The organism is Pelagibius litoralis (assembly GCF_011683915.1).
Taxonomy (GTDB): domain Bacteria; phylum Pseudomonadota; class Alphaproteobacteria; order Kiloniellales; family Kiloniellaceae; genus Pelagibius; species Pelagibius litoralis.
This window is the reverse complement of the sequence record NZ_JAAQPH010000041.1, coordinates 1-20377: the sequence shown is the minus strand read 5'-3', so window position 1 is coordinate 20377 and position 20377 is coordinate 1. Positions and strand designations below refer to the sequence as shown.

At 58.3% G+C, this 20377-nt stretch carries 14 protein-coding genes, 1 tRNA gene and 2 pseudogenes; 8 read left to right on the top strand and 9 right to left on the bottom strand.

Going from position 1 to position 20377, the window contains the following annotated elements; translation table 11 throughout:
• Nucleotides 1-164, top strand: a pseudogene (locus HBA54_RS28890) (IS110 family transposase); the annotation flags it as partial.
• A 977-nt stretch (nucleotides 165-1141) separates the two neighbouring features.
• Here HBA54_RS28890 and HBA54_RS27620 read toward each other — a convergent pair.
• The 8 genes from HBA54_RS27620 to HBA54_RS27585 form a co-directional block, all read right to left on the bottom strand.
• Nucleotides 1142-2494: an HlyD family type I secretion periplasmic adaptor subunit gene (locus HBA54_RS27620; RefSeq protein WP_167231612.1), complete on the bottom strand. Its 1353-nt coding sequence runs from the start codon at nucleotides 2492-2494 to the stop codon at nucleotides 1142-1144.
• Nucleotides 2491-4290, bottom strand: coding sequence for a type I secretion system permease/ATPase (locus tag HBA54_RS27615; RefSeq protein ID WP_205944965.1), 1800 nt, complete (start codon nucleotides 4288-4290; stop codon nucleotides 2491-2493). The genes HBA54_RS27620 and HBA54_RS27615 overlap by 4 nt, the downstream gene beginning before the upstream one ends.
• A 147-nt stretch (nucleotides 4291-4437) precedes the next feature.
• A complete protein-coding gene (locus tag HBA54_RS27610; protein WP_167231609.1) occupies nucleotides 4438-4803 on the bottom strand; it encodes a hypothetical protein in 366 nt (121 codons plus the stop codon).
• A 50-nt stretch (nucleotides 4804-4853) separates the two neighbouring features.
• The gene (locus HBA54_RS27605) at nucleotides 4854-5225 is read right to left on the bottom strand and encodes a hypothetical protein (RefSeq protein ID WP_167231606.1); all 372 of its coding nucleotides are present in this window, start codon (nucleotides 5223-5225) and stop codon (nucleotides 4854-4856) included.
• Between the two features lie 218 nt (nucleotides 5226-5443).
• Nucleotides 5444-6928, bottom strand: a complete 1485-nt coding sequence (locus HBA54_RS27600) for a calcium-binding protein (RefSeq protein WP_205944964.1) — start codon at nucleotides 6926-6928, stop codon at nucleotides 5444-5446.
• A 1093-nt stretch (nucleotides 6929-8021) separates the two neighbouring features.
• Nucleotides 8022-8816 carry a LuxR C-terminal-related transcriptional regulator gene (locus HBA54_RS27595; protein WP_167231600.1) on the bottom strand — a complete coding sequence of 265 codons (795 nt, stop codon included), beginning with the start codon at nucleotides 8814-8816 and terminating at the stop codon, nucleotides 8022-8024.
• A gap of 323 nt (nucleotides 8817-9139) precedes the next feature.
• The gene (locus HBA54_RS27590; RefSeq protein ID WP_167231597.1) at nucleotides 9140-10609 is read right to left on the bottom strand and encodes a transporter; all 1470 of its coding nucleotides are present in this window, start codon (nucleotides 10607-10609) and stop codon (nucleotides 9140-9142) included.
• 72 nt (nucleotides 10610-10681) lie between these two features.
• Complete coding sequence (locus tag HBA54_RS27585) at nucleotides 10682-11332, bottom strand: C39 family peptidase (protein ID WP_205944963.1); 651 nt, start codon at nucleotides 11330-11332, stop codon at nucleotides 10682-10684.
• Between the two features lie 267 nt (nucleotides 11333-11599).
• On the opposite strand from HBA54_RS27585, the gene HBA54_RS27580 reads away from it, so the two are divergent.
• From HBA54_RS27580 to HBA54_RS27550, 7 genes and pseudogenes are all read left to right on the top strand, one after another.
• The gene (locus tag HBA54_RS27580) at nucleotides 11600-11965 is read left to right on the top strand and encodes a transposase (RefSeq protein ID WP_167231594.1); all 366 of its coding nucleotides are present in this window, start codon (nucleotides 11600-11602) and stop codon (nucleotides 11963-11965) included.
• A 448-nt stretch (nucleotides 11966-12413) separates the two neighbouring features.
• Entirely contained in the window at nucleotides 12414-13346 is a 933-nt protein-coding gene (locus HBA54_RS27575; protein ID WP_167231591.1) for a hypothetical protein, read from the top strand.
• A 282-nt stretch (nucleotides 13347-13628) separates the two neighbouring features.
• Nucleotides 13629-15320, top strand: coding sequence for a calcium-binding protein (locus HBA54_RS27570; protein WP_167231587.1), 1692 nt, complete (start codon nucleotides 13629-13631; stop codon nucleotides 15318-15320).
• A gap of 58 nt (nucleotides 15321-15378) precedes the next feature.
• A pseudogene (locus HBA54_RS27565) lies at nucleotides 15379-16074 on the top strand (IS6 family transposase).
• 624 nt (nucleotides 16075-16698) lie between these two features.
• Nucleotides 16699-17385: a glycerol-3-phosphate 1-O-acyltransferase PlsY gene (gene plsY / locus HBA54_RS27560; RefSeq protein WP_167231584.1), complete on the top strand. Its 687-nt coding sequence runs from the start codon at nucleotides 16699-16701 to the stop codon at nucleotides 17383-17385.
• A gap of 295 nt (nucleotides 17386-17680) precedes the next feature.
• Nucleotides 17681-18610, top strand: a complete 930-nt coding sequence (locus tag HBA54_RS27555) for a complex I NDUFA9 subunit family protein (RefSeq protein WP_167231580.1) — start codon at nucleotides 17681-17683, stop codon at nucleotides 18608-18610.
• Nucleotides 18611-19127: 517 nt separating this feature from the next.
• Nucleotides 19128-19517: a GNAT family N-acetyltransferase gene (locus HBA54_RS27550; protein ID WP_167231577.1), complete on the top strand. Its 390-nt coding sequence runs from the start codon at nucleotides 19128-19130 to the stop codon at nucleotides 19515-19517.
• Nucleotides 19518-20251: 734 nt separating this feature from the next.
• Here HBA54_RS27550 and HBA54_RS27545 read toward each other — a convergent pair.
• Nucleotides 20252-20328, bottom strand: a tRNA-Met gene (locus HBA54_RS27545).
• Between the last annotated feature and the right edge of the window lie 49 nt (nucleotides 20329-20377).

Genomic DNA, 20377 nt, shown 5'->3' with positions numbered 1-20377 from the left:
TGGTCAACAAGAACCGCACAGCGAACGATGCCTGGGCGATATCTCTGCTCGCCAAGAAGCCACCACGCCTGGTGACCGTTGCCCTGGCCAACAAGAGGGCCCGTATCGCCTGGGCCGTCATGGCCCGACAGGAGTCATACAAGGACAGGCCGGCTCGGGCCTAGAGACCAAACGCCAGGGCTGATTGCAAGGTCGTTTCAACTGATGAACACGCAGATGGGTCGTAACCCTGGATCCAGACACCTCGCCCGCAACCATGCTCGCACATGAGCGCTTTTTTGATTGGAGACTGAGTCCAGCGGATTTCATCATGGCCAGCGGCCGCCGTACCGCGCAGACAGGCCGGACACATGACAGCACCGATCCCACAATGCGTGCCAAAAAAGAACGACCCTTGCAATACAAGGGCCGTCCACACATGGTTGCGGGGGCCCGCAACCACCTTTACCGAACAAAAGTTAGTTGGTAGTGCGGGCCCGCAACCACCTTTGCCGAACACGGGTACGGATGCGATCAGGGGCCTGCAACCACCGATACCGACATTCGCTTACAATACCAATCTGATGATTCCTAAGTATCAGAAAAATCAGCCAGATTGAAACTCTTAGGAGATCACAGGACTGCAGTTGCTTCCCTTACCGAGCGCAAAACATGAACAGCAGTCAAAACAAGAAACCAATTCTCGACGCTGACTTGGCCCTCCTAAACACAACAGCATCGGCCTTCCTCTCGATTTGACCGCTATCGGCCAAAGCGGCCATCGCTAACGGCCGCAATAACGACCGGGTTGAGCCCAATCAACCGAATGCTGCGGCATGGATGGACGGGCGCTAAACCAGGATTGTGTTGAAAAACTCCGCCGACCACTTTTGCTCGTAACTTTCGAATCGTCCGTGATGCTCTTTCGCAACAAACGTATGCCATCGCCTTCCACCCGTTCACCGGACGCCAGGACCACTCATCATCTGTCTGCGCTTCACAACATTGGCCGTGCCTCTAGCTCGACCTTGTCGGTCGTGGGTGATGCGGTCAGCTTGGTCGTCTTACATCTCGCAGGATTCAAACTGGCTCTGCCGGAGATCCCCCGAATTCAGCCGGAATCTCACCAGCCTGCCGCAGTCTGACAGCGGCCACATGAAGTTTATGGTTCACGCAGGCTGCGCTCGAAGGTTTCGAGCAGTGGCTGCAGAAGGTATTCGAGGACCGTACGATCTTCCGTCGTGATGAAGACCTCGGCTGGCAAACCGGGGGTTAGCTGGATCTCCGGCGCAAGGCTCTGCAGCCTGTCCGGGTGGATCTCGATCTTGGCGAGATAGTAGGGCTCACCGGAGCGCTCGTCTTCCAGGGCGTCGGCGGCCACGTGCGTGACCTGGCCGTCGATCCGCAGAAGATGACGCTGCGGGTAGGTCGGGAACACGACATAGGCCTCCAGACCCACCTGAACATCGTCGATGTCGGTCGGCGCTACACGGGCATCGACAACCAGCTTATCCTCTGTCGGCACGATGTCGAGTACGGCTTCGCCGGGACGAATGACGCCGCCTGTCGTCTTGTATCTCAGGTCAATAATCGTGCCTTTCACAGGCGCGGTAATCTCGGTGCGCAGCAGTCGATCGAGGCTTTCCTTGATCTGCTTCTCGACCTCGATTCGACTTGTGCGAATGTCTGCCAGTTCGGAAGTGATTTCTTCGATCCGCTCGGTGTCGACGTTAAGAATCTGCAGCTCGATCTCTGCGATAGCCTCGTTCGATCGGGCGATGCTGGCGACAAGCTCACCTTCCGTCCCGATCAGTTCCGCCTCGCCGCGCTGCAGCGCCAGAAGGCGCGGCTTACGCCCATAGCCACGTCGGACGAGGTATTCGACCACCTCGATCTCTTCTCGAATCAGCTCGGCTTGCCGCCGGGTACCGACAAGCTGGCGCCTTGCTCCCGCAATCTGTTGTTTCAGCTGAGCGGCCTGCTGCGCCAGGATCGCCTTTCGGCTCCGCCGGTTTGCCGCACGCGTTTCGAACCGATCGCGCTGTTGAGCAATGACCGCCTGCACGTCCAGATCGGCGACATCTTGAAGGGAAAAATGGGAAAACGCGACGCTGTCAGCGCCGGATCGCTCAGCTTCAAGGCGCAGTTCCCCGGCCGCGAGCGTTCTGAGGCGGTTCATCAGGATCCCTGACTCCGCCTGTGCGGCAACGTCCTCCAGAATCACGAGGGTATCTCCAGCCTCGACATCATCGCCGTCGCGAACCGAGATTTCGCGGATGATGCCTCCTTCCAGGTGTTGTACCGTTTGCCGGCTCCCTTCAGGGCTGACAACCCCGGGCGCGATTGCGGCACCGGACAGCGGGGCCGTCGCGGTCCAACCGCCACCGGCAACAAAAAACAACAGTATCGCCGAAATGCCGAACCAGAAGGTCGCCCTGAGGTCCTTGCTCAACGCCGGTACCCGGCGTCGCGGGGGTGGTCCAGAAAGGCTGTCGACGATGTCCCTGCCGGTCACGATGCCGCTCCGCCGCTACCGGTGGCCTCCGAGCTTGCCGGCCGTTTTCGAAACTGGCCAGGCTTCACGACCACCGGACGCCCCTGGCCGGCTTGCGCCACTTGAAGGGGGTGGAGCTTGGACAGGACTTCGTCGCGCGGCCCGAAAGCCTCTACCCGGCCCTCGCGGAGAATCAGCAGTTTATCCGCCGGGCTCAGGATGCGGGGCTGGTGAGTGACAAGAACAACGGTCGCCCCCCAGTCCTTGGCCATCTCTATTGCTGTCACCAACGCCTGCTCACCTTCGCCATCCAGGTTCGCGTTCGGCTCGTCGAGCACGATGAGGCGCGGGCGGCCGTAGAGCGCGCGGGCCAACCCTATTCTCTGGCGCTGTCCGCCGGAGAGAAAAGCGCCGCCGTCGCCGATCTCCGTCTCATAGCCCTCCGGAAGCCGTAGAATGATATCGTGCACACCTGCCGTCATCGCCGCATCGATCACGGCTTCGGAATCGAAGGCAGGGTTCAACCGCGCAATGTTGTCACGAACCGTCCCGTCAAACAGCTCGACATCCTGCGGCAGGTAGCCGATATAGCGCCCCAGCTGATCGGAAGGCCAATCAAAAACATCGGCACCGTCAAGCCGGGCGCGGCCGCGGGTCGGTTGCCAGGTCCCAACCAGTATCTTGCACAGTGTCGACTTTCCCGCTGCCGAGGGCCCGACGACGCCAAGCGCTTCACCAGGTTCCAAAGCGAAAGAGAGGCCCTGCAGCACCAATTGCTCGCGGCCGCGCGGCACGAAGATAACGTTCTCGCAGGTCAGCCGGCCGCGTGGCGCCGGCAGCCGCATGCGCAGCGGTTTTGGCGGCAGGCTTCCCAACAGCGTGCGGAGCCGGCCGTAGGCATCACGGCCCGCAACCAGCCCCTTCCAACCGCCGATCGTATGTTCGACGGGTGCCAGCGCCCGCCCCAGAAGGATCGAGGCGGCAATCATGCCACCCGGTGTCAGTTCTGCCTGGAGCACAAGGTATGCGCCGGCGCCGAGAATGGCGATCTGGACGAACAGCCTGAAGAATCTTGAAAACCCAACCAGCGCTGCATTTCGGTCGCTGGCCTTGAGCTGAAGATCCAGGGCCCGGTCGTGATGTTCGGTCCATCCTGCGAGGAATCCGGGCAGCATTCCCATGGCATGAAAGACATCGGCGTTTCGAATCGCGGCGCCTGCTCTCCGCGTTGCGGAGATGGCAAGCTGGTTCGACTCCTTCAAAAGCAGCCGCGATACGTATTCGTTGACCAGCGCGGTTATGAACAAGATGATCGCGGCGATCAATGCGATCGTGCCGAGCCAGGGATTCAGCAGCCAGATCACGGCAATGAAGACCGGCACCCATGGCGCATCGAAAACCGAGTTAACGCCGGGGCTGCTGAGCACACCTCGGATGGTAGCGAGATCCCGGAGCGATTGGGCACCGCCGGCTAGGCCGCAAGCCGCTCCCCGCATGCTGGTCTCGATGAATTCCGGCGCCAGCCCTCGCTCAAACCAACGCCCAACACGTGCAAGTATGCGGGCACGGACGGCTTCGAGGACGCCCATGATCAGAACCGCAATACCGGCGATCAAGGTGAGAAAGACAAGGGTTTCCACGCGCCCGCTTGAGAGAACCCTGTCGAAGGTCTGCATCATGTAGAGCGGTGACGTCAGGATCAGGAGATTGATGAAAAAACTGAACAGGCCAAGCACCGGCAAGGCCGCGCGGCATTGCCGAAGAGCTGATCGCAGAGGCAGTTCCTGCTCCCGATCCATCCCCGTCCCGTTTTTCATGGCCTCCGCCCCAAGCCGCAGTCCAGAAAGAGAGGGGCGCACCTGGGCGCGCCCCTTCCGATCCACTGGTTGTTAAGGGATTCACCTAGCCACTATGGGCAGCAGCGGCTACGGTGAACCCGCCATCGGCATCAACAGCTATCGACGTCAGCCGCCGCCGCCGTTATCAACCGCCGCCAGGGATTCGGAGAACGCGAAGGCACCGGAGTCGTCCACCTGGGCGAAGGTATCGGTCTCGGCCAGGGCGTTCTCGCCCAGCGCATCTGCAGAGGCCTCCGCAGTCGCCAAGCGTCCCTCAATGTCGACGTCGGCATCGACGTCCTTAAAGACGGTGAGGTTCACCACTTTATTGATCTCAACAGTCTTGAAGACGTTGGTATCGAATTCCACCGTTCCGCCTGCCGTTACCGCATCAAGCGTGGTTGCGCTCAGAATCGTCGGCTCGTCAGCACTCGCAACACCGGACAACGCCAGCAGGGAAGCACCGGCAAATACTGAAAGAAACCTTTTCATCTCATCCTCCTTACAAAAAATCAGCTAGCGTCTCGCATTCCCGGAGCCGGTCACTCGCCGGTACCGCCGTTGTTGTCAACCGCGGCAAGGGATTCGGAGAATGCAAAGGCACCGGTTTCGTCCACCTGGGCAAAAGTATCGGTTTCGGCCAGGGCGTCGAAGCCCAAAGCGTCTGCCGAGGCTTCCGCTGTCGCCAGGCGGCCATCGATGAAGACCTGTGCATCGACGTCTTTGTCGACATCAAGGAACACGGTCTTGAAGATATCGACGGTCTTGACGATGTTGGTGTTGAAGTTGACGGTACCGGCGGCCGTTACAGAATCAAGGGCGCTCTCGCCCAGAACGACCGGCTCCTCCGCGGTGGCTACACCGGACAGCGCGAGCAGGGAAGCGCCCGCCATCAGTGAAAGTATCTTGCTCATCCCAATTCCTCCTGTGAAAAAACCAGACTGGTTTATTGGTTCAACGTGCAGGGCAACCCCGGTTTGAACTCGCTCCCGCCCCGCTATGGTTCTCCAATTCTCTTCTCTTCCTCAATGCGAAATAAGTGTGATCAACCTTCGATGCCTTTTGCCGCTCACCTCTACACCTTTAGTTATTCACGCTTTGTGATATGGCGTTGCACTTGCTGCAAGCAGTCTCAGGCGATAAGGGCAGCGTCATCAAAGATGAAGTTGCCAGGGGTCAGCAGGCCTTGGTTCACATCGACAAGAATCGTGGTGAAGAAGTTGGGGGCGGCGTTGCCATCGGTATCCCAGGCCACGAGAAAGTCCTGCTGCGCCGGATCGCCGAGACCGGGACCGACGGCGAAGAACTGGAGCATGCCAAGATCGACACCGAGGCCGCTCACGTCCAGCTTATCGACACCCGATTCTTCAAACCCGGTCACGATGTCGGTCGTTCCGGCAGTGAAGGAAACGTCGACCAAAAGATCTGTGTAGACTAAAACATCAACAGCACCGTCATTCTCCAGATCGACGGTATCCGCTCCCGCACCGCCTGTGACCGTGTCGCTGCCACCACCGGGATTGATGAAGTCCGCCCCGGCGCCGGTATCGATTTCGTCATTGCCAGGTGAGAAGAAGGAGGTAAAGACGATATCGTCGCCTTGCAGGGTTCTTATCGTGTCTGCGCCGCCGCCGCCGATAATGAAGTTGTCGCCGGCGCCGAGATCGATGAGGTCGTCGCCGAACTCGCCAGCACCCAAGGCAATACTTCTGAAGCCGGGGTTCACGTCCGGATCGTCAAGGGTGACGATCACGTCTGACAGCACCAGATCGTCACCCTGGTCGCTTGCCGAGGCCGTCGATCTGATGTTGTCGTTGCCACCCAGGTCGACGACGTAGTTGTGGGCCTCAAACCCTTGACCCACATTCAATAGAGCAAATACCTCGGAGTCCGCGCCGTCCAGTACGCCGTTGAAGTTGGAATCCTCGCCGAAATCCAGGATGCCATTGCCGTTTGCGTCTTCATCCGCGAAGCCGCCGCGCACCTCGACGAAGTCATCGCCCGTGCCGACGACAAACTCATCATAGTTGTCGCCGCCGCGAACAGTATTGTTGCCGTCGCCGGCATTGATGATGTTCCTACCGTCGAAGGCGTTGATGTTGTCGTTGCCGTCACCTGTGTTGACAATGTCGATTCCGACAAATGGTGCGGCAAAGCTGGTGGTCGCCAGCAGCGTGATCGTGTTGTTGCCACCAAGATCCGTGATGGTGTTATTACCGCCAGTGTCGGTGATCCGGTCGTTGCCATGCCCCAGATAGATGGTGTCGTCGCCATCACCGATCGTGATCCTGTTGTGACCCTCCAGGTCGATGATCGTGTCGTTACCGCCGCGGCCAAAGATCCGGTCATTGCCACCGAATTCGGTGTCTATGCCGAAGAACCCGGCGTTTGCCGCGACAAACCCGAGCGTGCTGATCGGCGTGTCCCAAAGGCCGAGGTTCAATCCTGCGCCGTCGAGGCCTTTCTCGAGGGCGCCGAGCGTTGTCACCAGGTTCGCCTGGTCAACCGCCAAGGGAATGTCCAGCACGTTCAGGATTAGCGCAGCGTTCGCTGGCGTGTTGGGTAGATTGAATACGGGGGGAATATCCAACGCATTGACGAGAAAGACCAGGTCCACTTGAACCTGTGTGAACCCTTCCTGTCGAAAGCCGATGACGTCATCGCTTCCGTTTCCCCTCAGGAAATCGCCGCGGCTCGTATATGGGCCCGTCGAATTAGCTGTTGACCGTGAACTGCTGAACCTGGCCATAACCTTATCCTCCCTAAGCAATTCTCCTGCGCATTTCTCCAATGCGGAGGTCGACGCCTGTGAGGCCTTACTGCCGGTAACGATCGTTTCAGGCGGCGACTTCGCGGCGATCAGCCTCTCTCTAGCGCGCGCTCCGGCGACAGAGGCCCCGCCTGCAAAGGCCATGCCCGCGCCGCGATCCTATCCCGGCGATGGTGGGTTCACCCCAACCTCAAGGTGTCTCTTCAACTGTCTCTTAGAATGGACTATGGATGACATGTATTCAGGGGGGTTGAGAACCTGTTCGATAGGCGTACGCCCATCGGCGGCATTTCCAGCCGAGGCGGACCAACGCTCTTTGTCTCTCGCAAGAGGCACCGCAGTTCGGTACTTGGAAGTCCGGAGCGGCTGGCTCCTAATGCGACCCTGCCGATGATCGGCTGTTCGACCGGGCAGAGGTTTTGGCGCAGCTTGGACCGACCGTGGTCACAGTTACCTGGACCGAGGCCTTTGCTCCCTCAGCGCGGGCGCTTGCCGATGCCGAGAAAGTCTCGCCGGAAGTCTCCACATGCTGATCCACATCGCCATTAAACTGCTGCCTTGTCACGCTGGCACAGCGGGTGTCGCCCTTGACGGCGGTAGCGCTCTCCGAGAACTGTTCGGCAGCTTCGGGAGAAACTGACGCAACCGCTGCCGCGGCGCTCAAGAAAACAACAGCCGGGCGGAGCTTCTTCATCACTATCTCGCCTCCCCGGCCGCTTCTTGCCTTCGACCTGCGTTGCTGCTCCTGGCGATAGGAGATCATCTCGGTCGATCACACCGAAATCTGCCAAGGTTTATCTGCGATGCGAAGACGGTCTTTCGGCTATACAACTTTGATGGCGGTAGCAATCTTCATTGACCGGATGACTATTGTTCTTAGAGCAAGCCAGATTGCTCGCTCGGCCAACTTCCATTCACCAGAAACCTCCACACCTCTCCATCAGCTCTTGGCGGATCCAACAAGCTTCATGGCATAGAGGGCGGCCTGGGTTCTGTTCGTCGCTTTCAGTTTTTTCATGATCTGCCGGATGTGAACCTTCACTGTGCTTTCCTGCATGCTCAGTTCATAGGCGATCACTTTGTTGGGGTCCCCTCTACAGAGGTGAGCCAGCACCTGCTGCTGACGCGGTGTGAATGAAGGCCCGTGATGCGGTTCTGTGTCGTCATCCTCTTCAAGTGGTTCGTCGGCATGTGACTCGCCGTGCAGTGGGGAAACTCGAGCCAGCGCATCAACAAGTGCACTCGCCGGCAGGAAAATCCCCCCTGCGCGCACAAGCCGCAGCGCTTCCTTAACCACGGTCGCTGTAAGCGTTGTGGGAATGTAGCCGTTGACCCCCTGCCGCATGGCTTGTGTCACCTGGCCGCCGTTGGTGCGATCGCCCAGAACGATGATAGGGCAATCGTGAAAATTATGCCTAAGCTCAATAATGTTGTCGCGAACGGATTTGTCGCCGATGCCCTGCGAGGCAATACTCAGAACCAAGAGCTTGACCGAATCAACAACATCGTCAGCCAGAGTGAGCAGGTCTTTCGGGCCAGGTAGCGGAAGAACGACATAGTCCCGCGTTGCGGTGCGGAACAATTGCGAGAATGACTCTCTGGTGAGTGGCCGTGGGTCAAGCAGCGCCAGCACTGGCCGATGGCTTGGTTCGGAATTGCCGGTTTCTGCGACAGCCCGGATGGCGGTAACCTTTTCGTTGCTAGGGCGATCCTCGCTTAGACTTCTGGAGATCATCTTGCTCGCCCCCCCCCTGAGGCCGCGGTACCCACACGGACTGCGATAAAAAAAGAACCTGCGGCCTCGCGTCAAAATAAGGAGTAGCACCAACTAATGTTAGAACGATATCACCAAGTTCACCTACTTGTGCCCGTAGGTTGGCAAAGTTTCCGAAAAGCCACAGTAAGGTCACAGAAAGTTCTACCCTCGATTTCTGACTTCTTTCCCAAAATGAATACCTCTGTATCGATCTGATCCCTGTGCAGTCGGCATCTGTCCACAAGCCCTTGGATAGTCCCCCACCGTGCATCACCGTAGCCACAGCATGACGACTGCGGGCGCTACCACAATGTCATTCGAATCGGCAGCGACAGGAAGACGGTATAGTCGGGAGAATCGTCGGTCAGGCCGGCGCCTGCGGTGAAGTTCAGCAGCGTACCGCGCGCAAGAATGCTAGAGACACCAAAGCTGAGGGTGGCCTCATTCTCATCCGTCCCCTCTATCGTATTGCCTTCGAATTCCAGATCGGTTCGATACGATGCATTAAAGCTGATGCGTAGTGACGTCTCAGGACTTGCAGCCAACACTGCAGCCGCGCCCACACCAAACCGGTCTCCAGGCTGCAGACCATCATTTTCAAACGCATGTTCATAGCTCAGGCGCCCGACAAAGGCGAAGGGGTCCTGGCGCTTGATCGCGCTTATCGATCCAATCACCTCGTGGGTATCGGAATTGAGAGAGACACCACTGTCGGACTCTCTTCCCGTATCGCTATCCCAGGTCACCCGTCCGATGAGATCCGGCAGCCAGCCATTCTCTCTTAGGAGCGTTGTTGCTACCCCGACGCGAAGATCGCCAATTCCACTACCGCTGCGATCAGAGTTCGATTGGGACTGCAGATCCTGGGTCTCCTGTCGGCGCACGAAATTGTAGGGCAGCCTGACTTCGATCTGAGAGTCGAGTGGCAGACCGGCGCGGAGATTAATTCCGCCTGTGACTATGTCGCGTTTCACGCGCCGATTGGTCGATACAAGGCCGCCGCTCGCGTTCACCAGAACACTGGCGGGCAGATTACTGGTATCGTTGAACTCGTAGCTCAAGAAGGGCTCGACATCGGCTTTGCCGACGGGCAGAAGCAAGTCGCCGGTCAGCGCCAGGGTCCGTTCGAGGGCCCGCTCAGCTGCTTCGGGATCGACTTCTACCTGGCCGGGCGCAGAACGCGGTTCGCCTTTGTCCGTGGACCTACCATCCTCGCCACTCTCCGGCAGTTCCGTCGCCGCCTTCTGCGGTTGCGAAGCGGCAATCTGACCGGAGGTCGAGCCGACAGTGGCGGCGACGGAGCCGTTTTCTCCGACCACTGGCTGGGACAGAGATCTGAATTGCGTCTCAAGCAGCGCCAGGCGTTTTTCAAGCTCGCGGACCGAGGCGTCGCGCTCCTCCAGCCGCTGCTCGAGTTGTTCCACCTGGACATGGCGTTCCTCGAGCCGGCGCAGCAGCTCTGCCACCGCCGGCGGCGGAAGAAGCGACGGTTCCCGCAGCCCCGGCTCCACCCGCAATGGCTCCAGGGCAGCCGTTTTCGCCGCCAAGGGAGCCGGCAGATGTGGTGTATCCGATAGGGCTGCCGGTACCACGAGGTTTGCGGCGCCGGCATTTGATATACTCGGTTCGGCAGCCGTGCAGCCTGACGACAAACAGATCAGCGCGGCGGGAAACAGCAAGCTGCCGGACAAACTGCGCCGACCGGATGCGAACAAGGCCCTCCGGGTCACATCGCCGACTGTGGATCTTGTGGCTGTCTGCATATCCGCCATCTTGGTATCTCTTTCTCGGCGTCACTTCTTCCGAGCGTCACGTCGCCAACGACCATCGGGGCGCAGCAGAAGTTACTGCAGCGTTAGAAATTCTTCAGGACGCGGTGCGAGTTCGCGGGGTGGCGCAGGCCCATCCCGGCGGGCAACGACGAAACCCACCTTTCCGATCTTGGCGCCATAGTCGATCCAGGAGCGCTCAAACTTTGCCACAGACATCGTGCGATTGCCGTAAGCAGGGTCCGCGAGCAGCACTCTGTTTCCCATCTGGCCGCGAAACACGACGAAGTGTTTGTATCCGTTGCTAACGATCGGAACCATTAAGGGAGCTTTCCTGACCAAGTCCTTCAAGATCATCCGGCCATAGCCGATTCCTTCATAGCCGCGGGCATCGACATACCTCTTTAGATCGAATAACGAGAAACCGTGGCGCAAGCGAACCATGCTGGGATTCTCTATGTAACGCGACTGTCCAATAAGACCGATCGCAACCTCTCTCTCACCAACCATGTCTCCATGTTGATAGTTGAGTAGAGTGGTCAGTGCCGCCGCACCACAGCTGAGGTCCCAGTTCTGAACAACCACGCGCTCTCGTCGCACTTCGAGAAGTGACTTAACAAAGCCCTTTTCCGCGGCGATGGTTGGAGTTGTCACTAAATGGAGAGAGATGAGAATGAATAGCGGAACCAGGAGAAGACCGGCACGCCAAGCGTAAGAGTTCATCATCTTCGCCCCCCGTAGCTTTGGTAGCCACTCATCAGCATCTAACTGATTTTTCGGCGCCTAAAAGTCATGAAAGTCTGCGGCACGCGTTTTATATGATGCTAATATTTACAAGCAAGGCGCGTATAGTCCGCCAAAGAGCGTAGAGCTGTCGCTTCCGCCAAAAGGCGTAGCGGCAGCTGGCACCATGGGCGTAGAAAATCGGTGAACCAAAGGGATTGATCGTTCAACAAGCATCTTCCGGTATTCTGGCGCGAGAAGGAGCTTGAGATGGAAAAGGAAGCGTCACCCGAAACAGGCTTGGGAGAGGTCCAGCGGCGGACCCGCCAGAAGTACGCGGCGGAAGAGAAGATACGTGTCGTTTTGGAAGGTTTACGGCGCGAAACCAGTGTGGCCAAGCTATGCCGGCGCGAAGGCATTCCCAGCAGTCTGTATTACCGCTGGAGTAAAGAATTCCTAGACGCCGGCAAGAGCCGGCTCAAAGGGACCCTGAGCCGCCAGGAAACACCCCAGGAGGTGGTGGAGCTCCGCCGGGAGAATGAGCAGCTTAAACAGCTCGCCGCTGAGCTGATGCTGAAGAACCGCACACTCAAAAGAAGTCTGACGGGCTCGACTCTCGAGGAACCTGACACATGATACTCTGCGGCCTCGGCCATTGGGCATGATCCCAATCGCCACGCATCTTGGGCGCGCGCTCTTCGGGACTCACGAAGACCCTCATGTTCAGCTGCAGCGGTGTTGGCGATTCCTTTCGCTAACCTTCTCAAGTTCGCTAACGGTGGAGTCACGGATCAGCGAAGCTGCAATGTGGAGCTGATCATGGAACTCACCCAAACGGGCAACCCAAGCCAGGATTACCAATTTCAGCCCCCCGAGCTGCTACGCAGAGGGTGCGGGCCCACCGAAGCCTTTGGCCGCGCGTCCCGCCCTTCGCCAATCAAAAGGAGATACGACCATCGGGCAAATTGAAGCGGTCGTCGGCCCTGTGTCACCATCAAGCGAAATATTCTACGACAGCAAACCGGGAACCTTTAGAGATCCGGCGCGTGACGCACACACGACCGCCCTTTTTTAGGAGGCAGACATGGGACAGGTAAACTTCAACACTGACATCGACAAGGATGTCGATATTACCAAGACCGTCTTTCTCGACGTCTTCAAAACTGTGGATGCCGATGTCGATATCGACGGACGCCTGGCGACAGCGGAAGCCTCGGCCGACGCGCTCGGCGAGAATGCCCTGGCCGAGACCGACACCTTCGCCCAGGTCGACGATACGGGTGCCTTCGCCTTCTCCGAATCCCTGGCCGCAACAAGCGGCGCGCCGGAACCGCCGGAACCGATTGAACTGAACATAGCCTTTATCATCGATGCCACTGGCAGCACCGACGAAGAGTGGGTGAACAGCGCCACCGGGTTCGAAGGGTTCGACGATGAGCAAAACCCAACTCCCAACGACCCAGCCAACGATCCGACGCCCCCCCCTGGAAGCGCTGATCCGGATGAGGGCGATGTCATTGATGCTGAAATCGCCGCGTACAAGAGCCTTACGCAGGAAATCCTGGACGACATCGCAGCGTCAGGTAATGAGGTGAACCTCACGATCCAATTGATCAAGTTCCACGACGACGGCGGGGTCTCTTTTGCGAATTATGACCCCCTGACCGATGGCACAGGGCCACTATTCGATGCGTTGGAAGACACCGGCTCCTCCGGCACGACAAACTACGGGCCGTCCCTGGCCCAGGCGGGAGCCTTCTTCGGGACGCCGTCAGCCGACAGCGTGAACCAGCTCTATTTCCTTGGTGACAACGACAGCACGCAGCTCGTCAACAATCCGACGGTGGAAGATGCCCTCATGTCGATGCACTCCAGCGTGGATAGGCATGTCTGGCTGGTGGAGAATGCCGACAGCGACGTGCTGAACGACGACTTTCAGGACATCGACAATACCGGTGGGGTCGAGACCCTCGTGTCGGTTTCCGACATCAACTTCGACGAACTGCTGATCGCCTGAAGCGCGGCAGACGGACTGGAACACCGGAAGCGGCCGCGCTTCCGGTGTTCGGTGGCGGCAAGCGCATCGTCGTTCTCGTGTCAACTTGGTGGTCTTGGCCAAGTCTGGCTGTGGTGGCTGCCTGATCAGTGGCGCCTATGCGATCCAGGGTTCATTGGCTGTCTTGCGGACCTCGTTTCGATCGCGCAGCGGATTATCAAGAGTTTCCTGCCAAAGGCGCGTTGGAAGTGCACTTGGAAGATGTCGCTTTGACGATCTCGGGCTATCCTAGGGGGGCATGATATGTCGTCTGATACCTACTTTCTGAAAGCGGTTGTCGACGATACCAGCGACCCGACTTTCGCGAGCGCTTTTGCCTTCAACAGCCTGTTCGGCTTCAGCCATACGCCGTCCGATATCGCCGCTGCCACCGACGCGGCCACCCTCGCCGCACAAGGCGTCGCCCTGGTGTCCGCCGAGGCCACGGCATCGGGCTTCAGCGACGGGGGGGTCTTCACCGATCTCTTCACGACGACCGACAACACCGGGGTGATTATAGAAGGGGCCAGCCAGGTCAAGGCGGAGAGCCATGCGGAGGTCGCCGCTTCCTTCCAGGTTGCGCAGGGCGAGACCCTTATATTCGACTTCGACATGTTGACCGACATGGGATCCAAGGAGATCGAGAATCCCGACCGGGAGTACAGTCAGACGAGAGTAGGTGTCGGATTCATCGTCCTCGAAACCTCGGACACCGAAAACCCCGAGCTTTTGGGATACTTCGGCAGCCAGGGCACTCTGGTGTCCTCGGAGGGGATCGGTGACCTCGATGTCGACCATCGCGTGGTGGGCAGGCGGGGTGATATCGAGTTCATCCAGGACTCCGACATCGACATCGGCAACGATAACGAGATCGACTATATCTCCGGCTTCTCCTCTGGCGTCTATGAGCAGCAGATCCAGAAGGACAGCCAGATCACCATCATTCAGTTCAATACCAACTTGGTTGAGATCAAGGCGGATACCTTGATCGGCAGGCTGGGCGACGACGTCACCTATGGCACGATCTGGGACGATGTCCTACGCGGTGGTGGTAAGATCTATGCCAGCCTCGGCGACGACAAAGTCTATGGACGGCGTGGCGACGATATTCTGGAAGGGGGGCAAGGCAACGATACCCTCAAAGGCTACAACGGCGACGACAGCCTGAACGGCGGGCTGGGCGCAGACAGTGTTTCCGGCGGCGGCGGCAACGACCTCCTGCTGGGCGGCGATGGCAACGATACGCTGAAGGGTTCTTGGGGAAACGACAGCCTGGAGGGCGGCGGTGACGATGACTATCTGTCTGCGGGCTCCGGAAACGACACGGTGGATGGCGGTGACGGAAACGACGTGGTTCTGGGCGGGCGCGGCCATGACACGCTGCGAGGCGGCGGCGGCGATGACGAGCTCGACGGCGGGCGCGGAAAGGACTACATCGATGGCGGCGACGGCAACGACACGTTGCTTGGCGGCGGCTACAGCGACACCCTGCTCGGTGGCGATGGGGACGACCTGCTGACCGCCGGACATCAGTGGCAGATTCTGAATATCTGGGACCTGCTGCGCGGCCGCGCCGGTGACTCTCTCGACGGCGGCGACGGCAATGACACCCTGGAAGGCGGGCTGGGCAACGATACGCTGGTCGGCGGTCTCGGCGACGACGAGATGTTCGGAGGCTTTGGCGCTGACGAGTTCCTGTTCATCAAGGGTGAGAGCTTGGCGCTTCTCGAAGCCGATGTGATCGGCGATTTCCAGCCGGGCGAGGATACCATCAAGTTCGAAGGTTGGGGTGCCGTCGATGAAGGGACCTGGCTCGCGGAGATGGTCGATACCGGCCAGGCCGTTGAAACCGGCGGCGGCGTTCAGCTCTTTTTCGAGCAGGACGCGAGCCTTTTCCTGCTCGGATCAGACTTGACCCTGACCGACCTTAGCGGTTCCGATTTCGAGTTCGTCTGATGGCGGTGTCAGAGTAAACTGACTTGAGCCGACGGGCCTCGTTTTCTAGCGTCTGTGGATGAGAAACCCGTTCCGCTATTTCAAGGCATCACCCGAAGTTATCCGCCTGGCAGTGATGATGTACATCCGCTATCCACTGTCGCTGCGACAGGTCGAGGATCTCTTGTTCGAGCGGGGTATTGATATCTGCCATGAGACGGTTCGGTACTGGTGGAACAGGTTCGGCCCTATGTTTGCTGCAGAGATCCGGAAACGACGCGTTAATCACCGATCATATTCAAGCTGGCGCTGGCACCTGGACGAGGTATTCGTGAGGATCAACGGTGAGACGCATTACCTGTGGCGCGCCGTCGATCACGAGGGTGAGGTACTTGAGGTCTTTGCGACGAAACGGCGGGATCGCAAGGCTGCGCTTGAGTTTCTGAAGCGGGCAACGAAGCGGTATGGCCGACCAAAGGTGATTGTGACGGACCGGCTTCGGTCTTATCGCGCGGCGATGTATTTGATTGGCAATTCTGCCGACCAGGAGTGTGGCCGGTGACTCAATAATCGGGCCGAAAACTCACCCCAACCATTCCAGCGACGAGAAGAGGCAATGACCAAGTTCAGGGACGTGAAGACCCTGCAGAAGCTCGCTTCCATCCATGCCTCGATTCACAATCACTTCAACCACGGTCGCCATCTCAATAGCCGCGAAATCTTCAAGCAAAACCGCTCCGCCGCGCTGGCCGAGCGGCGCCAGCTTGCAGCCTGAACGCGATATGGTCTGGCATTCGGAGACGAGCTCACATTAGACTGACACCACCAGTATTGCAGTTTCCTGCGAGCACGAGAGGGAACGCGTTTATCGCAAGCGCGTTTCTGACCTCGTCGCCAATGCCGCGCATCACCGCGAAGCTTGTCGCCACCTCGGCGGGAAACTGCGGTCTAGGATCCACGGTTGCTACTGTGGCTTCGTGCCCCAGGGATTTCAGACGTTCGACCGCGCCACTTTTCAAGAAATGGCTCGGTCCCTTACCCATCCGTTTCTCGAGTTGGGCTGTATCATATGGGGATTGGATGAGCCGGATTTTCATGAATTGAATGCTATCATGACAGCCTGCCTTTTACGCAGCGTTAGTCTGCTCTATGGCGCTTTTCGGCCGTTCACGCCGCCTGATCTGAAAGACCGCCTCGGGTCGACTCCTGCCTTTCCTGGCACTCACAGGACGAACCGAATTTCGGAGTTGATGCGGGAAGGGCCGAGACCGGCCAGAAGCGGCCGTTTCGCGCGGTCGCGCTCAAGGTCCGCTGTCGTCTACCTCTTTGACCCATAGCGGTCAAAGAGGTAGACGACCAAATGATGATTGCCTGAAATTAGTGCGTCGAGGTGAATCCCATGGTTTTCTGGATAGCGAGTGTGGTTGGTTTGGTGATCGCTTATCTGTTCGGATCTACGCCTACGGGCTATCTGGCGGGGAAACTGCTCAAGGGCATCGATATCCGAGAGCATGGCTCCAGATCCACTGGTGCAACGAACGTATTGCGAACCCTGGGGACATGGCCTGCGTTGGTGGTGCTCTTAGTAGATGTGCTGAAAGGTGCGGGGGCGATCGTCTTTGCCCGCTGGTTTCATCCTTGGTCCTATACATTGCCGTCCGTCACGCCATCAACAGCGCTTGATCTGCAAACCTGGGTGCCTTGGGCTGTTTGCTTGGCCGGACTTGCCGCGTTGTTGGGGCATGGCCGTTCGATTTGGTTGAACTTTACAGGCGGCAAATCCGCTGCGACGGGGCTAGGCGTGTTGCTGGCCATGTCTTGGCCAGTTGGTTTAGGTGCTGCGACGGTTTTTGGCATTGTGCTGGCTGTTTCTCGGATTGTTTCCCTTAGTTCGATGCTAGCGGCGTTAGCTGCGATCGCCCTCATCTATGGCTTGGAGCAACCGTTGCCCTATCAGTTACTGGTGACTGCAGGTAGCATCTATGTGATTGTGCGCCATCGTGCCAACATTCAGCGGCTGCTGGCTGGGACAGAGTCGCGCCTGGGGCAGAGTAGCCCAGAATCAAAAACGCAATCGCAAATTTAGTGCGTGCACTCTGGGACTGTCGAGATCGCCATCATGGGCTTCTTGTGGCTAATCTCAGACCATCTGAGCTTCGCGCCCAAAAGTCCGTTTCAGCCCCAAGACCGTTCATTCGCCACGAACAGCACGACCGTCCGCTTCGGGTCGATTTGAGCCCTTTGCGGAGGCAGGGTCGGCCGGCTTTGCACGCGAGCGACAGATGAAACTCCAGCTACACCTCCCAGTAGGGGCCGCGGCTAATCGAATGTTTTGGAAAGCAGGCGAACGGGGATTAGGATCGACCAGCAGATGAGGCACCATGGCAGTGGATTCGCAAGTCAGTTGTGTGACCGTTTTCGGAGGGTCCGGTTTCCTGGGCAGGGAGATCGTCAAGCGGCTTACGGCTGAAGGGATCACGGCCCGCGCTGCGATGAGGCACCCCGACAAGGCCAGCGGCGACCGTCGGCCGGCCCGGCGCGGCGATGTTCAGGCGGTTTACGCAGACGTTCGCGACGAGACCTCCGTGGCTCTTGCCATCGATGGATCCGACGCGGTGGTCAATGCCGTTGGCCTATATGTCGAGAAGGGTGCTGAGACCTTCGAAGCTGTGCATGAACTCGGTGCGCTGAACGTGGCGCATCAGGCAGCGATTTCAGGTGTCGGCCGGCTGGTCCACGTTTCCGGCATCGGCGCGGACCTGCAATCCGACTCGAGCTACGTCGGGGCGCGGGCGAAAGGCGAGTTGCTGGTCATGGACGTCTTCGCGCGCGCCACGATCCTGCGCCCGAGCGTCCTGTTCGGACCGGACGATAAGTTCCTGAACACCCTGGCGCAGATTGCGTATCGCACGCCAGTGTTGCCTCTGTTCGGCCGTGGCCGCACAAGGCTGCAACCGGTCTATGTCGGCGACGTCGCCGAGGCCGCGCTCAGAGCATTGCAGCTTCCCGACGCGCCGGGAAAAACCTACGAACTCGGCGGCCCTCGTATCTATAGCTACCGCGGACTCATCGAGCTTGTTCTGAGCCGGATACATCGGCGACGCTTATTGGTGCCATTGCCGTTTCCGTTGTGGCAAACCCTGGCAGCATTCGCGTCACTTCTTCCCAGCCCGCCCCTGACGCGAGCGCAGGTCACGCTGATGAGGCACGACAACGTCGTTGCCAAGGCGGCTTTATCGCTGGAAGACCTCGGTATCGAGGCCACCGCACTCGAAGATATACTTCCTGAATATGTGACATTGGACCGCTAGGGTCCGAAATTGACGACAGTCCGAACGTCATGTTTTAGGCCACGTTTGACACCTTCTCGCAGGTGCAACCGGCGGCAGCTACAACCGCAACCGCGACATCACCGACTTGCTGCAACGCGGCGGCTTCTCGATCACAGCTTGGATACCGTGTACCTGCCCGGCCCGCCGCGGTGCGGTGGATTCAACTATTGGGGTGCTGCGCGGCCACTATAGAGTGGCAATGGCGGCGGAAACGAAAGTCCGGGTTCGGCCAGGACCGGTCATTCGTCGGGTTTGCAGCGAATGGCCGGTTTGAGCCCACCGCCCATCAGCGACATTCGAACAGGATGCAGCGAGAGGCACAGCCATGCAGGCGCAGCAAACACCCAGCCCAATGCGGCCGGCCCGGTCTAGGCGCAACGGCAAAACTTTCACAATGCGGGCATCCATCGTAGTGTCCAAGAGCGTACGGAACGCACCTCAAAGCCTTGGACACTTCTGTCCTCTGCTATGGGTTCGCCAAGTGTTGAGAAACCTGATGAGCAACACCTTCAGATACGACAAGACATACGAATCTGAGTTAATTGCTCTTCTAAAAAAAGAGCCAGAATGGAACTCGTTTACCCGTACAGGTGCGATAGATGTTTTCAAGAGCGCACTGCTGAGCAGTCAAACATACATTTGCAAGAGTCAAAGCGAGGTGTGTGGATATATCCGTGCTTTAGTGGATGGCTTCGGAATTTATGTAAGCGAACTCTATGTAGCGCCGGCATTCAGAAACAATGGCTACGGAAAAGAGCTGCTAAAAGAGCTGCTAAAAGAGCTAAAGCAAGACCATCCAGATCAAGTCGTTTACGTCTTATCTGACGAGGATCTGTATTACGAAAAAATCGGCTGCAAGCGTGTCGGTTCGGTATTCCAACTATAGGCCGGTGACCGGTGTTTGTCCGAATATACGCTTACTCTGGCATACCTTACCGCTTAGCGAATTAACTTTGCTTAGGGGCACGCCCCGCAGATGTTGATCCGCAGCGTATCAAACGATTGTTACCTGCTCTCCCACGTATACGCTGCGACTGCAAATAAGAACAGAACGCCCGCGTCGAACGACCGGAAGGTCCGCTTCTCGGCCGTTCGTATCGCCCAATACCAGTGACCGCTTTGGGTCGTAGGCCGCCGTTCGACAGATGCCATCGTCGTAATCAGTTGTTAATCCCCTGATGCTCTGGTTGGAGTTGTGTCGTTGGTTGCGAGGGGCACCGGTGGAAGAACCGCAAAACCGGGCCCCCGATTTGAACCTGCCAACGCATCGCAGGTTGTAGATGGCCACCACTTGGATTTGGATTAGTCATTGATATGTATAAAACTTTAGAGATCTATAGACTTTTGCTGTAGACCACGACGATCACGATGTTAAGCACAGTCTCGTCGATTCTAGTGCCATTTTTGCGGGGTAGTTTCGGGGGTAGGATTTGACCCTGCGCAGACTGCGCTCCGGCTGTTCGCCGGTGCTCGCCCTTCGGTCTAGAAACGCTCCCCCGGAGCGTTTCCTTGACGCCCTCAGCCTTCAAGTTATGAGGGGGCACCTACCCAAAGGAGGGCATGGCTTCAAGACCTGTCACCAGTAACCAATAAAGCCCCGTCTTTTGGACGGGGCTTTATTGGTTGCGGGGGTAGGATTTGAACCTACGACCTTCAGGTTATGAGCCTGACGAGCTACCGGGCTGCTCCACCCCGCGTTATGGGTGGTTTTGTTTTGTTTGAGGAGGGAGTGTGTTGGATTTTTTT

Bases quoted from the DNA above. Each gene is read 5' to 3' on its own strand.
- HBA54_RS27615 (WP_205944965.1), bottom strand. From the start codon at position 4,290: ATGAAAAACGGGACGGGGATGGATCGGGAGCAGGAACTGCCTCTGCGA.
- HBA54_RS27610 (WP_167231609.1), bottom strand. From the start codon at position 4,803: ATGAAAAGGTTTCTTTCAGTATTTGCCGGTGCTTCCCTGCTGGCGTTG.
- HBA54_RS27605 (WP_167231606.1), bottom strand. From the start codon at position 5,225: ATGAGCAAGATACTTTCACTGATGGCGGGCGCTTCCCTGCTCGCGCTG.
- HBA54_RS27595 (WP_167231600.1), bottom strand. From the start codon at position 8,816: ATGATCTCCAGAAGTCTAAGCGAGGATCGCCCTAGCAACGAAAAGGTT.
- HBA54_RS27590 (WP_167231597.1), bottom strand. From the start codon at position 10,609: ATGGCGGATATGCAGACAGCCACAAGATCCACAGTCGGCGATGTGACC.
- HBA54_RS27585 (WP_205944963.1), bottom strand. From the start codon at position 11,332: ATGATGAACTCTTACGCTTGGCGTGCCGGTCTTCTCCTGGTTCCGCTA.
- HBA54_RS27580 (WP_167231594.1), top strand. From the start codon at position 11,600: ATGGAAAAGGAAGCGTCACCCGAAACAGGCTTGGGAGAGGTCCAGCGG.
- HBA54_RS27575 (WP_167231591.1), top strand. From the start codon at position 12,414: ATGGGACAGGTAAACTTCAACACTGACATCGACAAGGATGTCGATATT.
- HBA54_RS27570 (WP_167231587.1), top strand. From the start codon at position 13,629: ATGTCGTCTGATACCTACTTTCTGAAAGCGGTTGTCGACGATACCAGC.
- plsY (WP_167231584.1), top strand. From the start codon at position 16,699: ATGGTTTTCTGGATAGCGAGTGTGGTTGGTTTGGTGATCGCTTATCTG.
- HBA54_RS27555 (WP_167231580.1), top strand. From the start codon at position 17,681: ATGGCAGTGGATTCGCAAGTCAGTTGTGTGACCGTTTTCGGAGGGTCC.
- HBA54_RS27550 (WP_167231577.1), top strand. From the start codon at position 19,128: ATGAGCAACACCTTCAGATACGACAAGACATACGAATCTGAGTTAATT.